The organism is Streptomyces taklimakanensis (genome assembly GCF_009709575.1).
GTDB classification, from domain to species: domain Bacteria; phylum Actinomycetota; class Actinomycetes; order Streptomycetales; family Streptomycetaceae; genus Streptomyces; species Streptomyces taklimakanensis.
Map to the genome: position 1 here is coordinate 1,191,158 of NZ_WIXO01000001.1, position 13,754 is coordinate 1,204,911.

Genomic DNA, 13,754 nt, shown 5'->3' on the forward strand with positions numbered 1-13,754 from the left:
GTATCGCTCCCGCGACACTTCCCCGACCGGCCCGTCACCGCAGGCCCGCCTCCCTCATCTGCCGCAGCTCCTTCTTCAGTTCGCCCACCTCGTCGCGCAGTCGGGCGGCCACCTCGAACTTCAGCTCGGCGGCGGCGGCCCGCATGCGTTCGGTCATCTCGTCGATGAGTTCGGCCAGTTCGGCGGCGGGCCGGTCGGTGGGCCGGTCGGTCTTCCCCCGGCCCTTTCCGCGGGCCTCCCGGCCGAGTTCGGGGACCGGCGCGCGACCCTTGCGCTCCTCCCCGGCACCGGCCTTGCGGTAGCCGCTGTCCAGCAGCTCCCGGGTGTCGATCTCCTCCCGCGCGATCGTCGCCACGATGTCGTTGATCTTCTTGCGCAGGGGCTGCGGGTCGATGCCGTGCGCCTCGTTGTAGGCGATCTGCCTGGCCCGGCGTCGGTTGGTCTCGTCGATGGCCTTCTCCATCGCCGGAGTGACCTTGTCGGCGTACATGTGGACCTGGCCGGAGACGTTGCGCGCCGCGCGGCCGATGGTCTGGATCAGGGAGGTCCCCGAGCGCAGGAATCCCTCCTTGTCGGCGTCGAGGATGGCCACCAGGGAGACCTCCGGCAGGTCCAGACCCTCGCGCAGCAGGTTGATGCCGACCAGCACGTCGTACTCGCCGGCGCGCAGTTCCCGCAGCAGCTCGACGCGGCGCAGGGTGTCCACGTCGCTGTGCAGGTAGCGGACCTGGATGCCCAGCTCCGTGAAGTAGTCGGTGAGGTCCTCGGCCATCTTCTTGGTCAGCGTGGTGACCAGGACGCGCTCGTCCCGCTCGGTGCGGGTGCGGATCTCGTGCACTAGGTCGTCGATCTGCCCCTCGGTGGGCTTGACCACGACCTCCGGGTCGACCAGGCCGGTGGGCCGGATGATCTGCTCCACCACGCCGTCGGAGCGCGACAGCTCGTACGGTCCGGGAGTGGCCGACAGGTAGACCGTCTGCCCGATGCGTTCCAGGAACTCCTCCCACTTCAGCGGCCGGTTGTCCATCGCCGACGGCAGCCGGAAGCCGTGGTCGACCAAGGTCCGCTTCCGCGAGGCGTCGCCCTCGTACATGGCGCCGATCTGCGGGACGGTGACGTGCGACTCGTCGATGACGAGGAGGAAGTCCTCGGGGAAGTAGTCCAGCAGGGTGTGCGGCGGGGAGCCCTTCTCGCGGCCGTCGATGTGCAGCGAGTAGTTCTCGATGCCGGAGCAGGTGCCGATCTGCCGCATCATCTCGATGTCGTAGGTGGTGCGCATCCGCAGCCGCTGGGCCTCCAGCAGCTTGCCCTGCCGCTCCATCCGGGCGAGGGTCTCCTCCAGTTCGGCCTCGATCCCGGCGATGGCCCGCTCCATGCGCTCGGGGCCCGCCACGTAGTGGGAGGCCGGGAAGACGTACAGCTCCCGCTCCTCGGAGACGACCTCACCGGTGATCGGGTGAAGGGTGGTCAGGGCCTCGACCTCGTCGCCGAACATCTCGATGCGGACGGCGAGCTCCTCGTAGACCGGGAAGATCTCGATCGTGTCGCCGCGCACCCGGAAGGTGCCGCGCGTGAAGGCCATGTCGTTGCGGGTGTACTGGACGTCCACGAAGCGGCGCAGCAGCTCGTCCCGGTCGATCTCCTGGCCCACCTTCAGCGGCACCATCCGGTCGACGTACTCCTGCGGGGTGCCCAGGCCGTAGATGCACGAGACGGAGGCGACCACGACCACGTCGCGGCGGGTGAGGAGCGCGTTGGTCGCGCTGTGCCGCAGCCGCTCGACCTCCTCGTTGATGGAGGAGTCCTTCTCGATGTAGGTGTCCGTCTGCGGGACGTACGCCTCGGGCTGGTAGTAGTCGTAGTACGACACGAAGTACTCGACCGCGTTGTTCGGCAGCAGCTCCCGGAACTCGTTGGCGAGCTGGGCGGCCAGTGTCTTGTTCGGCGCCATCACCAGCGTCGGCCGCTGGAGCCGCTCGATCATCCACGCGGTCGTGGCCGACTTGCCGGTGCCGGTCGCGCCCAGCAGGACGACGTCCTTCTCGCCTGCCTTGACGCGCTTCTCCAGCTCGTCGATGGCCGCGGGCTGGTCACCGTTGGGCTGGTAGGGGCTGACGACCTGGAAGGGCGCCACCCTGCGTTCGATCTGAGTCACGGGCCGCATGTCCACCACCGTACGTCCCCCCACCGACAACCGGTGCCGGCGTCGGCACCGGCACCGGCACCGGCACCGGCGAGGGCTTTCCGTAGCGCGTTCAGGTTCTGTCCACTTCCCGCCCAGCTAACCGACCGCGGATACCGGAATGCTCTGTGTAGTCAGGTGCACCGACAGACGTGAGGAGTCCCCGTGTCCCTACGCCCCGCCCCCGTCGTCACCGGTTCGCTCGCCGGCCTGTGCGCGCTCGCCCTCACCGTTTCCCCCGCCCACGGCGCGCCGCCCGAGCCACCCGTCCCCGTCGCGCACCGCGGCGCCTCCGGGTACGCCCCCGAGAACACCCTGGCCGCCGTCGACGCCGCCCGGGAGCTGGGCGTGCAGTGGGTGGAGAACGACGTGCAGCGCACCCGGGACGGCGAGCTGGTCGTCATGCACGACGCCACCCTCGGCCGCACCACCGACGTGGAGGAGGTCTTCCCGGACCGGGCACCCTGGCGGGTGGCGGACTTCACCGCGGCCGAGATCGCCCGGCTGGACGCGGGGAGCTGGTTCGATCCGCGGTACGCGGGCGAGCGGGTGCCCACCCTGGAACAGTTCCTGCGCCGCCTGAACCTCACCCGGCAGAACCTGCTGCTGGAGATCAAGCGGCCGGAACTGTACCCGGGCATCGAGGCCGACATCCTGCGGGAGCTGCGCAGCGAGGGGTGGCTGGACCGGCGGCACGTGCGGAGCAAGCTGGTGATCCAGAGCTTCGGGGCCGACTCGGTGCGGGCCGTCCACGAGCAGGCGCCGGCGGTGCGGACCGGCTTCCTCGGCACCCCGAAGCCGGCGGAACTGCCGGAGTACGCGCGGTTCACCGACCAGATCAACCCACCCCACACCACCCTGTCCGAGGAGTACGTGCGGCAGGTCCACGCGCTCAAGGGGGTCCACGGCGAGCCGCTGGAGGTCTTCACCTGGACGGTCAACGACGCCGAGACGGCCCGGCGGGTCGCGGGCATGGGCGTGGACGGGATCATCTCCAACGTCCCCGACGTCGTCCGGGACGCCGTCGCGTCCCCCGCCGGGCCCGGCCCCGGCAGCTCCGTCCCGGGCGAAACGGGCGACACCGACCGGGACGCCTACCGGGACGCCGACCGGGAGGACGCCCTGGGGGAGGCGCGGGAGGAGGCCGGGACCCTCCTCGCGGGGTGAGCACGGGACGTGCGGAGGGCGACCGGCGACCGCGCGGGTGGCCGGATCACGGGCCGCTTGTCGGTGGCCGCCCGTAGGCTCGCCACATGACGGAGACAGCGGCGGCGGCCACGACACCACCGAGCCTCACGACACCACCTGATCCGACGGCACCGGTCGGCGCGGCCCGGCCGGTGTGGAGCGTCCTGGGCGACACCCCGGTCGGCCCCCTCCTGCTCGCGGCGACGGACCGGGGACTGGTGACCGTCGTCTTCCACGCCGACGGACCGGTGGTGCGTCGGTCCCTGGCCCGGCTCGCCGGCCGGCTGGGCGCCGAGCCGGTGCCCGCCGGCGAGGACGAGGGCGGGCGCGCCGGCGGAGCGGCCGACGGGAGGAGGACGGTGGAGCGGGCCGCGCGGGAGTTGGAGGCGTACTTCCGGGGAGCGCTGCGGGAGTTCTCGGTGCCGCTGGACTGGTCCTTGACCTCCGGCTTCAACGGCCGGGTGCTGCGGACGCTGGCCGACACCGTCCCCCACGGCACCGTCGTCGGGTACCGGACGCTGGCCGAGCGCGTCGGCGAACCGGGGGCGGCCCGCGCGGTGGGCGTCGCCATGGGGTCCAATCCGCTGCCGGTGGTGGTGCCGTGCCACCGGGTGGTGGAGAGCGACGGCGGGATCGGCGGCTTCGGCGGCGGCCTGGAGACCAAGCGGACGCTGCTCGCGCTGGAGGGCGTCCTGCCCGCGCCGCTGTTCTGAGCTCGGCCCCCGTCCGTTCCGCGTTCGCCCCCTCCCCTCGCCTCTCTCGCCCCCCTCGTCCGCCGGGCCCTGGCAGACTGCCCACCGTGACCGACACCTCCACTCCGGCCGGCACCTCCGGCGACCCTTCGGACATATCCCGCCGCACCACCGTCCCGCCGTCCGGGGAGAGGCTCGCCGCGCTGCGCCGCCGCACCACCGTGGTGCTCGTCCTCAGCCAGGTCCTGGGCGGCCTGGGCGTGGCCACCGGCATCGCGCTGGCCGCCGTGCTGGCCGAGGAGGTCAGCGGGTCGGAGGGGCTCGCCGGTCTGGCGACGACGGCCTCGGTGCTGGGGACGGCCGTGCTCTCCCTGCCCTTCGCCGCCCTGACGGCCGCGCGTGGCCGCCGGGTGGGCCTGGCCACGGGGTACGTGGTCGGCGCGGTGGGCGGTGGCGTGGTGGCCCTCGCCGCCGCCGTCGGCAGCTTCCCCCTCCTGCTGTTGGGCACGGCGGCCTTCGGCGCCGGTTCGTCCGCCAACCTCCAGGCCCGGTTCGCCGCGGCCGACCTCGCCGAGCCCGCCCACCGCGGCCGGGCCATCTCCACGGTGGTGTGGGCGACGACGATCGGAGCGGTGCTCGGTCCCAACATCGCCGCTCCGGCCGGGCGCAGCACGGCGGGCCTGGGGATCCCCGAGGCGGCGGGCCCCTTCCTGTGGGGCGCGGCCGTCTTCCTGGCGGCCGCCGCGCTGGTGCTCGCGGCGCTGCGCCCGGACCCCCTGCTCACCGCCCGCGCGCTGGCCGCCGCCGACCCGTCGGCCGTCCCGGAGACGGCGGAGGGCCGCTCACTGCGTGCCGGGGTGGCCGCCGTCGCCGCCTCGCCCCGGGCCCGGTTGGCCCTGACCGCCGTCGCCTGCTCGCACACCACCATGGTCTCGATCATGGTGATGACCCCGATCGACCTCGGCCACCACGGCGCGGGCATCGAGCTGATCGGACTGGTGATCAGCATCCACATCGTGGGCATGTACGCCTTCTCGCCCCTGGTGGGCCGGCTCTGTGACCGGGTCGGTCGGATCCCGGTGATCTCGTCGGGTGTCGTGCTGCTGGCCTGCGCGGCGTTGACGGCCGGCACGGCGGGCGGCGACCACGTCCGCAGCGCGGTGGGCCTGTTCCTGTTGGGACTGGGGTGGTCGGCCGGGCTGGTGGGCGGCTCCACCCTGCTGACCGACGCGGTGCCGTCGTCCTCCCGCGCGGCTGCCCAGGGGTTGTCCGATCTGTCGATGAACACCGCCGCGGGCGCGGGCGGCGCGCTCGCCGGGCTGGTCGTCGCGCAGGCCGGCTACGGTTGGCTCAACGCGATGGGCGCGGCCGTGCTCCTGCCGGTCGTCGTGCTCGTCGTGCTGCTCCGGCTCCGCCGTCCGGATCCGAACGACGGGTGATCCACCCGGGCCCGGCGACGGGCCGGCCGTGTGACGGCACCACGACCACTCCGTCGCCGATCTCCTCGATCTCCCCGAAGCCGCCCCGCGGGGTGCCGCGTCAGCCCCGCGGATGGACCTCGAAGGCCACCGCCCGACGGCCGTCCGCGCGCGGAGCGACGGAGTCCAGCACGCCGGTGACGACGTCGCGGGCGTACTCGGCCGGTTCCCGGCCGCTGAGGGCCTCGATGTACGCCCGGTGTTCGGCGAGCGAGGCGACGGCCCGCTCCACGTCCTGCTCCCCCACCTCCACGGCGTGCGTGGGCTGCGGCGACCCGGCGACCGCCACCCGGCGCACCCCGTCCCAGGGCCGCAGTCCCCGGTCGGCGAGGTCGGTGAAGATCCACCGGTTGCCCGCGTCCGCGGCGGCGTCCAACGTGGCGCGCCCGACGGCCCGGTGGTCGGGGGTGTTCCAGTTGACGCCGTCCCAGGTGTCGTGGTGGTTGAGCGTGACGACCAGTTCGGGCCGGTGGCGGCGGATCGCGGCGGCCAACTCGCGGCGCAGGGCGACGCCCTCCTCGATCACCCCGTCCCGGTGGTCGAGGAACTCCACGCTCCCCACCCCGACCACGGCGGCGCTCGCCCGCTGTTCGGCCTCCCGCACACGGGCCGCCTCGCCCGGTTCCATGGTGGCGATCCCGGCCTCACCACGCGTCACCAGCAGGTAGGAGACCTCCTTTCCGGACGCGGTCCAGTGCGCGACGGCGGCGGCCGCGCCGTACTCCAGGTCGTCGGGGTGCGCGACGATCGCGAGCGCGCGTCGCCAGTCTTCGGGCAGGGGGGTGAGTCGACCGTTCACGGTGCCTCCTCGGCGACGGTGTTGCGGAACGGGGTGGGCGCGGGGCGCCCGGTTGTGCCGTGCCCCCGCGCGGGCCGACCGTTTCCGGTCGGCGCCGGCCGTGCCGCCGGTGGAGGCTGTGCACCACCCGATCGAGCCTCGGGGTGAGCCTCGCCCCGTCCGGCGCCACGCCTCCCGTCACGTTCCCCGGTGGGAGGCGCGGCACGCCCTCCACGTCCACCCGGGAACCGCGTCCGGAGCCGTCCCGGGCCCGCCGGAGGGCCGCACGGCCGGTCGGGCGGCCGGTCGGGCGGGCGGTCGGGCGGGCGGCCGGTCGGGCGGGCGGCCGCGGAAACGGCCTTCCTCGGCGCGGCACCGGCGACGGCGCCCGGCTCCGGCCGGTGACGGACGAACGGCGTGGCGACTTCCCCGGTCGCCACGCCGTTCGCCGTTCCCGCGTCCCGGCCCTCGGGGCCTCGGGGTCCGGCGGACGTTCCGCCGTGAGCGGAACCCGGAGCGATCCTCCTCCGCGGCCCGTAGACGGGACGGGGACACGGACGACCCGGGAGAGGCATGACGCGGGCAGCGGCGTACGACGAGATCACGAACCGGCACGGGGCGGTACTCCCCGACGACCTCCCGCCCCGGCCCGGGGCCGACGGTCCCCTCGACCTGGGCGCTCTGCTGCGCGATCTCCTCGGCGAGGGCACCGGCCCCTGCCTGGACATCGGCTGTGGCACCGGCGCCCACGCGTCCGTCGTCCGCGCGTTGGGCTGGACCCCGCTCGGTGTCGCCCTCTCCGCCGGGCCGCCGCACGGCACCCGTGGCCGGCTGTCCGTGGCACGGGCGGACGCCGGACGCCTGCCGGTGCGGAACTCGTCCGTCCCGGCCGTCGTCGCGGTGCCGGCCCTCACCGACGTGCCCGACCGTCCGGCGGTGCTGCGGGAGGTGGCGCGGGTCCTGCGTCCCGGCGGGGTGTTCGTGCACATCGGCGTGCACCCCTGCTTCCGTGACGCCCTCGTCGACCGCCCCGGCGCCGCCCGCCCGCCCCTGCCCGAGTTGCTGCACACCTTCCTCGACGCGGGCCTGGCCCTCGAACGGTTCGCCGAAGAGGGCTCCCCCACCCCCACCGTCCTGGCCGTCGGCGCCCGCAGGTAGTCCCTCGCGCGGGGAGCCCCGCGCCGGACCGTCCGCCGGGCCGCCCGGCCGGTGTGCGGGTGGCCCGCGGTGGCGTGTTCAGAAGCGACCCGGGCCGATACGGTGTGGGCGTGTTGCCTCCCTCCCGCTTCGCGTCCCCGTCCCCGTCCCGACTCTGCTGCCTCGGTCGTTCGTTCCACCGGAGCCCGATCCGGACGCGGTGCCGTCCGGCGGCGGGTGGAGAGCACGCCGGACGGCCTCCGGTCGGGGCGGGATCCGGCACCGGCCCGACGGTCGTCTGCCGCCGCCTGTGCGGTCACGTGCCGCCCCCACCGGCGGCGGCCCACTGAGGCGACCGGCCGGGAGCGGCCCGCCGGGGCGCCCGACGACCATCGCCCGGGGTCACGAGTAGGGGCAGTGCCTCACCTCGTCGAGATAGAGGCAGCCACCGTCGCCGATTCGCCACTCGAAGGCCTTCGGGTCGCCTTCGTCGGGGAAGGTCAGCAGCGTGGTGCCTCCGACCTCGTAGCGGCCGGTGCGTCGGACCACCCCCGTCTCCTCGGTGAAGACGCCGTCCTCGTAGAAGCTGTAGACGGTCGAGTCGAAGGTGTTCGACCCGTCGGTGCTCCAACTCCCCACCACCTCCGGGGGGATGGCCCCGTCTCCGGCGCCGGTCGGCTGTCCGGCGCCACCGCCGTCTCCCTCGGTGCCGTCCGTCCGACCGCATCCGCCCAGCAGGCCCACGCCCGCCGTGAGCGCCGCGGTCACAACCGCCCGCCGTGTCGTACCCACCGGCCCCCGCCTCCTGTCCGATCGCTTCGGCGCGCAGAGTACAGGCGCCGTCACCGAACGGGCATCGGTGTGAGCGGGCTCCGGAGGAAACACCGTCGATTCGTCTCCTCGCCCGGATATGTGTGACGTACCTCGGCTACGACAGCGGTCGGGCGTCCCCTCCACACGGCCGCCGGTCCGCCCCGGCAGGGCCGGTGACGGCCCCGGCGCACGCGTCTCCGGCGCAAGGACACGCCCGAACGCTCCGCCCGGCTCGGCACGGGCTCGGTACAAGCTCAGTACAGGCTCAGCCCGTAGGCCGACAGGATCTCGACGACCGGCTGGTGGTAGGTGGTGCCGCCGAACCCGCAGTGGCCGCTGCCGCCCAGCACCAGCCCGACGGCCAGGGTGCCGGAGAAGGCGGGGCCTCCGCTGTCCCCCGGCTCCGCACAGGTGTTGGAGCGGATGAGGCCGTGGACGACGTTTCCCCCGCCGTAGTCGATCGTGGCGTTGACCGCGGTGACCGTGCCGCAGTGCCGCCCGGTGGTCCGACCGATGTGGCAGACGGACTGCCCGACCCGGGGAGCGGCGGCGCCGGTGATGTCCTGGAAGACACCGCCCAGGTTCACCTCGCCCGGGTAGGACAGGGCGGGGTTGGTGTAGCGGATGACCCCGTGGTCGTTCCCGGGGAAGCTGTGGCCGACGGTGGTGCCGGCCGGCACTGTCAGCCCCGGGTCCGCGTACCAGGTGCCGGCCGTGGCCGCGCAGCGTCCCGTGACGAGGGCGTGGGGCGCGCCGCCGCCGTCCCGGGCGTTGAAGCCCACCGTGCAGACGGCGCCGCCGGCTCCGTACAGCCGGTCGCCGCCGCGCAGGGCGGTCGGCGCGGCCGACGCGGCGGGAGCCGTCAGGAACACGGCGGCGAGGGCGATCAGCACGGTCGACACGGACACGAGGAGAGGCGGGCGTCTCACGGTTCCTCCCGGTGGGGGCTCGGCGGGTCGCGCGTTCGGTGCCCCTATGGTGGGGAGGGAAGGGCGGTACCACCAGACCGCCTCGGCGGCCCGTCGGCGCGCTCCCGCCCGCGCCGGCGGCTCACCCGCTCACCCGCCGCACTGCCGCGCCATCGTCCGCTTGTCGGCCGCCGTCACCGGCATCTCGTACTCCAGGGCGACCTGGGCGAAACGCACCGCGTACGCGCATCGGATCCGCTTGTTCGGCGGCAGCCAGGAGGCGGGGCCGGAGTCGCCCTTGGCGCTGTTGGCCGAGCCGTCCACCGGCAGCAGGTTCAGCGGGTCGTTGGCGAGCCGCTCGCGCTTGTCCTCCGGCCAGCGCGAGGCACCCATCTGCCAGGCGTACGACAGCGGCACCACGTGGTCGATCTGCACCTTGGCGGCGTCCTGCTTGCGCCAGTCGATCTCCTTGCCCGTGTACGGGTCGGCCAGCGTCATGGAGACCACCACGCAGTCGGAGCCGGATCGGAACCGCAGCTCCCGGCCGTCGCGCTTCAGGAGGTCGTTGCGGGTGTCGCAGCCGTTCCGCACCAGCGGCACCCCGTCGGCGGTGTCCATCCAGGCGTAGCCGAACTCGTCGCGGTCGTAGCCGGTCCTCGGGCCGCGCCCCCTGGTGGCCAGCCCGTCGATGATCCGGCGCGCCTCCTCCCGGTCCGCCTCCGAGACGACGGGGGCGAGCCCCGGCTCCGTGCCCTCCTCGTTCTCCAACGGGCTGACGGCGTGGCCGTCGGAGGCGGTGGGCCCACGGCCGCCGCTCGTCTCGTCGCCGATCGTCCCGCAACCGCCCAGGGCCAGCGCGGCGGCCAGGGCGAGAGCGGCGGGGGCGGCGGTGCCCGCGGCGGTGGCGTGGTGGCGGTGGCGGTGTCGTGGCGTCACGGGCGGTCCCAGGGGCTCGGCGGTACGGGCGCGGGCGGGTCTTCCGCGCCCGCCCATGGTCATGATGCCGCCGGGCCGCCGGGGAAAACCCGGTTGCCCCCCACTCCGTCGGGGAGGACGGTGGGATGCCGTCACACAGGTCCGTCCCACGGGGGTGTTCCACCATGTCCGGTCACTTCGACGCCATCGGCATCCGGGTCGACAGCCGGGAGGAGTACGGCGAGCTGCTGCGACGACTGTACGGGCTCGGACGGGCCGAGCCCGTCGGCGGGGGCGCGACGCGCGTGGTGTGGACGGGCGCGGGAGGCTCGCGCGTCGAACTGGAGATCGATGCGCGGGGAGCCCTGGCGTACGTCCTGCCCGCCCTGGTCCCGCGGGGAGCCCCGGTTCCGGTGCGCGGGATCGCCCTGGCCCCGGACGGGACCGCGCACGTGGAACTGCTCGACGCGGAGGGCGGGCGGCCGCTGTGTCCCCTGCCGGTGGAACTGACCGACCGCGCCGAACTGCGCGCGCTGGGCGGAACGGAGGCCGGGGCGCCCGCCGAGGGACGGCTGCGGCTGGGCGCGCTCGCCGAGCGGATCGCCCTGTACCCGGACGCGGCGGCGTACGACGCGGCCCAGGACGGCCCCGGCCCCCGGCTCGCACCGGACTTCCTCGTCCCCTGCGGCCTGTTCCGCCCGGACGAGGCCGGCCCGGAATGGGCCCCGACCGCCCACGCGATGTTCGCGGGCGGGGTGGTGGGGGCCGAGCGCGTCGAGAGCGAGATCGGCGGTGGGGCGTTCCACCGGCTGCGGGTGCGCACGCTCGGCGGGATCGAGGTGGACGTCGCCGCGGCCGACGACCTGCTCCCGCGCGCTCCGGTACCGGGCGACCACGTGGAGGGGACGTTCTTCGTGACCGGTTCACTGGGACTGTCGATGCCCCGGGCCGCGCGCGGCTGACGACGGACGACGCGACGGGCGGCGACGGGCACGACGGGCGGGGCACCCGTCGCCGCCCGCCCCGGCGTCGGAGCGGGCGGCGCGCCGGCGAAGGCTCCTCAGGCGGCGTGGTCGCCGAAGCGGGCCGCCTCCCAGAAGTCCGGTCGGGGGTCCAGTGCCGCGGCGAGACGGAAATGGCGCAGCGCCTCGCCGTCCCGGCCGGCGCGTTCCAGGGTGCGGCCGAGGGCGAAGTGGGCGAAGGCGTTGTCCGGTTCGCGTTCCAGGACGACCTGGAACTCCTCCTCGGCGGCGCGCAACTGGGCGCCGAGGAAGAAGGCCCGGGCGCGCAGCAGGCGCACGGAGGTCTTCTCCGGAAAGGCGGCCACCACCGACTCCAGGAGCTTCAGGGCTCCCCTGGGGTCACGGGCGGCCAACAGTTGCTCCGCGGCGCGGTACTGGATGACATGGGTCTCGGGCGTGGCCTCGTGCACGTCGACGCCTCCTCGACCCGGATCGGCCGCTTCGCGTTCCACGGGATCACGGGTCATCGGGTACGGGTGGTGGTTCCGGGGCGCCGCGGGACGTCGGGGACGCCGCGGCCGCCGTGGTCGCACCGCCACGGCAACGCGTCGCCGCGCGGCCGTATTCCCTCCGGTTCCTCCCGGCCCCTGAGGGCTCCGGGTTCCCCGTGTGGATGAGCCTTCCCGGCCCGGGCGGCGGTCAAGCGCGGTCGCGCAGCCGTCGCCAGACCTCCGCCACCCGTTCCCGGAGCTCCTCCAGGGAACCGCCGTTGTCGACGACGATGTCGGCGGCCGCCAGCCGCCGCTCCCGGGTGGCCTGGGCCGCCATCCGGCTGCGGGCATCGGCCTCGGCCATGCCGCGCAGCCTCACCAGGCGGTCGAGCCGGGTTTCGGTGGGGGCGTCGACGACGATCACCAGGTCGTAGAGGGGGGCCAGACCGTTCTCCACCAGCAGCGGCACGTCGTGGACGACGATCGCGTCCTCGTCCGCCGCCTGTCGGAGTTCGGCGGAGCGGGCCCCGACCAAGGGGTGGACGATCGCGTTGAGCGCCTCGCGCCGCTCGGAGTCGCCGAAGACGATGGCACCGAGCCTGGAACGGTCCAGGGTGCCGTCGGGGGCGAGGACCTCCTCGCCGAACTCGGCGACCACGGCCGCGTGCCCCTCGGTTCCGGGTTCCACGACCTCGCGGGCGATCCGGTCGGCGTCGATGATCACGGCCCCGTGCTCGCCGAGCAGCCGTGCCACCTCGCTCTTGCCCGAGCCGATCCCGCCCGTCAGCCCCACGGAGAGCATGTCGTGCCTCCACCCGTACCGTCGTCGTCCACGTCACGCCCCGCTCCGGAGGCGGGCCCGCACACCGCGGCACGGACCCGTTCCGCCGCCGCGGCGCCGCCAGACTACCCAAGCGCGGGCCGACGGGCCCCACGCGGTCCCGGACCCGGAAACGCCCGGCCGGGCACCCTCAGGGGCGGCGACCCTCGGTTCCGGCGTCCCCGCCGGCCTCGCCCGTCCCGCCGTCGCCCTCGCCCTCCCGCTCGGCGAGGAAGCGTTCGAAGACGGCGCCCAGTTCGTCGGCGGACGGCAGGTCGACGGGCTCGGCGACCAGACTGCCCCGGGTCTCGGCCCCGGCCATGGCGTCGTACTGCTGCTCCAACCCGCGGACGACCGCGACCAGTTCGCCGTCGCCCTCCGCGAGCTGCCGCTCGATCTCGTTCCGCACCCGGTGCGCGTCCGTGCGCAGCGCGTGCGCGACCTCCGGCAGGACCAGGCCGGTGGCGGCGGTGACGGACTCGACCACGGTCAGCGCGGCGTCGGGGTAGGTGGATCGGGCGATGTAGTGCGGCACGTGCGCGGCGAAGCCCAGCACGTCGTGCCCTGCCTCGGCGAGCCGCAGTTCCAGCAGCGCGGCGGCGCTGCCGGGGACCTGGGCCTCCTCGAAGGGGGTCTGCCGCGGAGGGGTCAGGTCCAAGCGGTTGCCGTGCGGGGTGAGCCCGACCGGGCGGGTGTGCGGGACGCCCATGGGGATGCCGTGGAAGCCGACGGAGAGCCGCACCGCGAGCCGTTCGACGATGGAGCGCACGGCGGCGACGAAGCGCTCCCACTCCACGTCCGGTTCGGGACCGGCGAGCAGCAGGAAGGGGGCGCCGGTGGCGTCGCGCAGCAGCCGCAGCTCCAGCCGGGGGGTGTCGTAGGAGACCCAGCGGTCGCGCCGGAAGGTCATCATCGGGCGACGGGCCCGGTAGTCGATGAGGCGGTCCACGTCGAAGCGGGCGACGGTTCGGTGCGGCCGGTGCTCCAACAGCTTCTCGACGATCTGCCCTCCGGTCTCGCCGGCGTCGATGAAGCCCTCGAAGTGGTGGAGCATGACGAGACCGGCGCTGCCCGGCTCGCCGACGATCCTCTCGGCCTCCACCAGGCCGGTCGGATCCCACTCGTACAAACCCTGCGGGTCCAGCACTGCTGCCGCTCCTCCGTGTCGCTTCCCTGTGTCGGCAACGTCCGTCGCCGCGTGCGCATTCCCGTGGTCGGGTGACCGAAGGTCCTTCGTGATCACGATGGTGCCACGCCTCCGTACCGCGACCGCCGCCGGGCTCGGTCCGTCCCGCCGGGCGGAGGGAGCGCCGCCGTTCCGGCGGCCCCTGCGGAGGGGGGTGGTGCGGGAACGCCGCAGGGCCCCCTCCCCCGCGTCGGGAAGGGGGCC

At 74.5% G+C, this 13,754-nt stretch carries 13 protein-coding genes; 5 read left to right on the forward strand and 8 right to left on the reverse strand.

What is annotated here, in order from left to right:
* Window positions 1-34 precede the first annotated feature (34 nt).
* Complete coding sequence (uvrB, locus tag F0L17_RS05305; protein ID WP_155070166.1) at window positions 35-2,164, reverse strand: excinuclease ABC subunit UvrB; 2,130 nt, start codon at window positions 2,162-2,164, stop codon at window positions 35-37.
* Between the two features lie 228 nt (window positions 2,165-2,392).
* Here uvrB and F0L17_RS05310 point away from each other — a divergent pair, with 228 nt between their 5' ends.
* From F0L17_RS05310 to F0L17_RS05320, 3 genes are all read left to right on the forward strand, one after another.
* A complete protein-coding gene (locus tag F0L17_RS05310) occupies window positions 2,393-3,349 on the forward strand; it encodes a glycerophosphodiester phosphodiesterase (protein ID WP_155073183.1) in 957 nt (318 codons plus the stop codon).
* An 86-nt stretch (window positions 3,350-3,435) separates the two neighbouring features.
* Entirely contained in the window at window positions 3,436-4,083 is a 648-nt protein-coding gene (locus tag F0L17_RS05315; RefSeq protein ID WP_155070167.1) for a methylated-DNA--[protein]-cysteine S-methyltransferase, read from the forward strand.
* Window positions 4,084-4,169: 86 nt separating this feature from the next.
* Window positions 4,170-5,501 carry an MFS transporter gene (locus F0L17_RS05320; RefSeq protein ID WP_420802381.1) on the forward strand — a complete coding sequence of 444 codons (1,332 nt, stop codon included), beginning with the start codon at window positions 4,170-4,172 and terminating at the stop codon, window positions 5,499-5,501.
* Window positions 5,502-5,601: 100 nt separating this feature from the next.
* Here F0L17_RS05320 and F0L17_RS05325 read toward each other — a convergent pair whose 3' ends face one another.
* Window positions 5,602-6,339, reverse strand: a complete 738-nt coding sequence (locus tag F0L17_RS05325; RefSeq protein ID WP_162465829.1) for a PIG-L family deacetylase — start codon at window positions 6,337-6,339, stop codon at window positions 5,602-5,604.
* Window positions 6,340-6,891: 552 nt separating this feature from the next.
* On the opposite strand from F0L17_RS05325, the gene F0L17_RS05330 reads away from it, so the two are divergent.
* On the forward strand, window positions 6,892-7,476 hold the full coding sequence (locus F0L17_RS05330; protein ID WP_155070168.1) for a class I SAM-dependent methyltransferase: 585 nt from the start codon (window positions 6,892-6,894) through the stop codon (window positions 7,474-7,476).
* 381 nt (window positions 7,477-7,857) lie between these two features.
* Here the strand turns inward: F0L17_RS05330 and F0L17_RS05335 are convergent, their stop codons facing one another.
* The 3 genes from F0L17_RS05335 to F0L17_RS05345 form a co-directional block, all read right to left on the reverse strand.
* The gene (locus F0L17_RS05335; protein ID WP_155070169.1) at window positions 7,858-8,223 is read right to left on the reverse strand and encodes a hypothetical protein; all 366 of its coding nucleotides are present in this window, start codon (window positions 8,221-8,223) and stop codon (window positions 7,858-7,860) included.
* 299 nt (window positions 8,224-8,522) lie between these two features.
* Window positions 8,523-9,170 carry a S1 family peptidase gene (locus tag F0L17_RS05340; RefSeq protein ID WP_338017957.1) on the reverse strand — a complete coding sequence of 216 codons (648 nt, stop codon included), beginning with the start codon at window positions 9,168-9,170 and terminating at the stop codon, window positions 8,523-8,525.
* Between the two features lie 156 nt (window positions 9,171-9,326).
* Window positions 9,327-10,112: an HNH endonuclease family protein gene (locus F0L17_RS05345; RefSeq protein ID WP_420802382.1), complete on the reverse strand. Its 786-nt coding sequence runs from the start codon at window positions 10,110-10,112 to the stop codon at window positions 9,327-9,329.
* A gap of 164 nt (window positions 10,113-10,276) precedes the next feature.
* Between F0L17_RS05345 and F0L17_RS05350 the strand changes: the two genes are divergently transcribed.
* Window positions 10,277-11,053: a hypothetical protein gene (locus F0L17_RS05350; protein ID WP_155070171.1), complete on the forward strand. Its 777-nt coding sequence runs from the start codon at window positions 10,277-10,279 to the stop codon at window positions 11,051-11,053.
* A gap of 98 nt (window positions 11,054-11,151) precedes the next feature.
* Here F0L17_RS05350 and F0L17_RS05355 read toward each other — a convergent pair whose 3' ends face one another.
* The 3 genes from F0L17_RS05355 to F0L17_RS05365 form a co-directional block, all read right to left on the reverse strand.
* The gene (locus F0L17_RS05355) at window positions 11,152-11,523 is read right to left on the reverse strand and encodes a tetratricopeptide repeat protein (RefSeq protein WP_162465831.1); all 372 of its coding nucleotides are present in this window, start codon (window positions 11,521-11,523) and stop codon (window positions 11,152-11,154) included.
* A gap of 229 nt (window positions 11,524-11,752) precedes the next feature.
* Complete coding sequence (gene coaE, locus F0L17_RS05360) at window positions 11,753-12,346, reverse strand: dephospho-CoA kinase (protein ID WP_155070173.1); 594 nt, start codon at window positions 12,344-12,346, stop codon at window positions 11,753-11,755.
* Between the two features lie 169 nt (window positions 12,347-12,515).
* Window positions 12,516-13,511: a PAC2 family protein gene (locus F0L17_RS05365; protein ID WP_162465832.1), complete on the reverse strand. Its 996-nt coding sequence runs from the start codon at window positions 13,509-13,511 to the stop codon at window positions 12,516-12,518.
* Window positions 13,512-13,754: the final 243 nt, after the last annotated feature.

Bases quoted from the DNA above. Each gene is read 5' to 3' on its own strand.
- uvrB (WP_155070166.1), bottom strand. From the start codon at position 2,164: ATGCGGCCCGTGACTCAGATCGAACGCAGGGTGGCGCCCTTCCAGGTC.
- F0L17_RS05315 (WP_155070167.1), top strand. From the start codon at position 3,436: ATGACGGAGACAGCGGCGGCGGCCACGACACCACCGAGCCTCACGACA.
- F0L17_RS05330 (WP_155070168.1), top strand. From the start codon at position 6,892: ATGACGCGGGCAGCGGCGTACGACGAGATCACGAACCGGCACGGGGCG.
- F0L17_RS05350 (WP_155070171.1), top strand. From the start codon at position 10,277: ATGTCCGGTCACTTCGACGCCATCGGCATCCGGGTCGACAGCCGGGAG.
- coaE (WP_155070173.1), bottom strand. From the start codon at position 12,346: ATGCTCTCCGTGGGGCTGACGGGCGGGATCGGCTCGGGCAAGAGCGAG.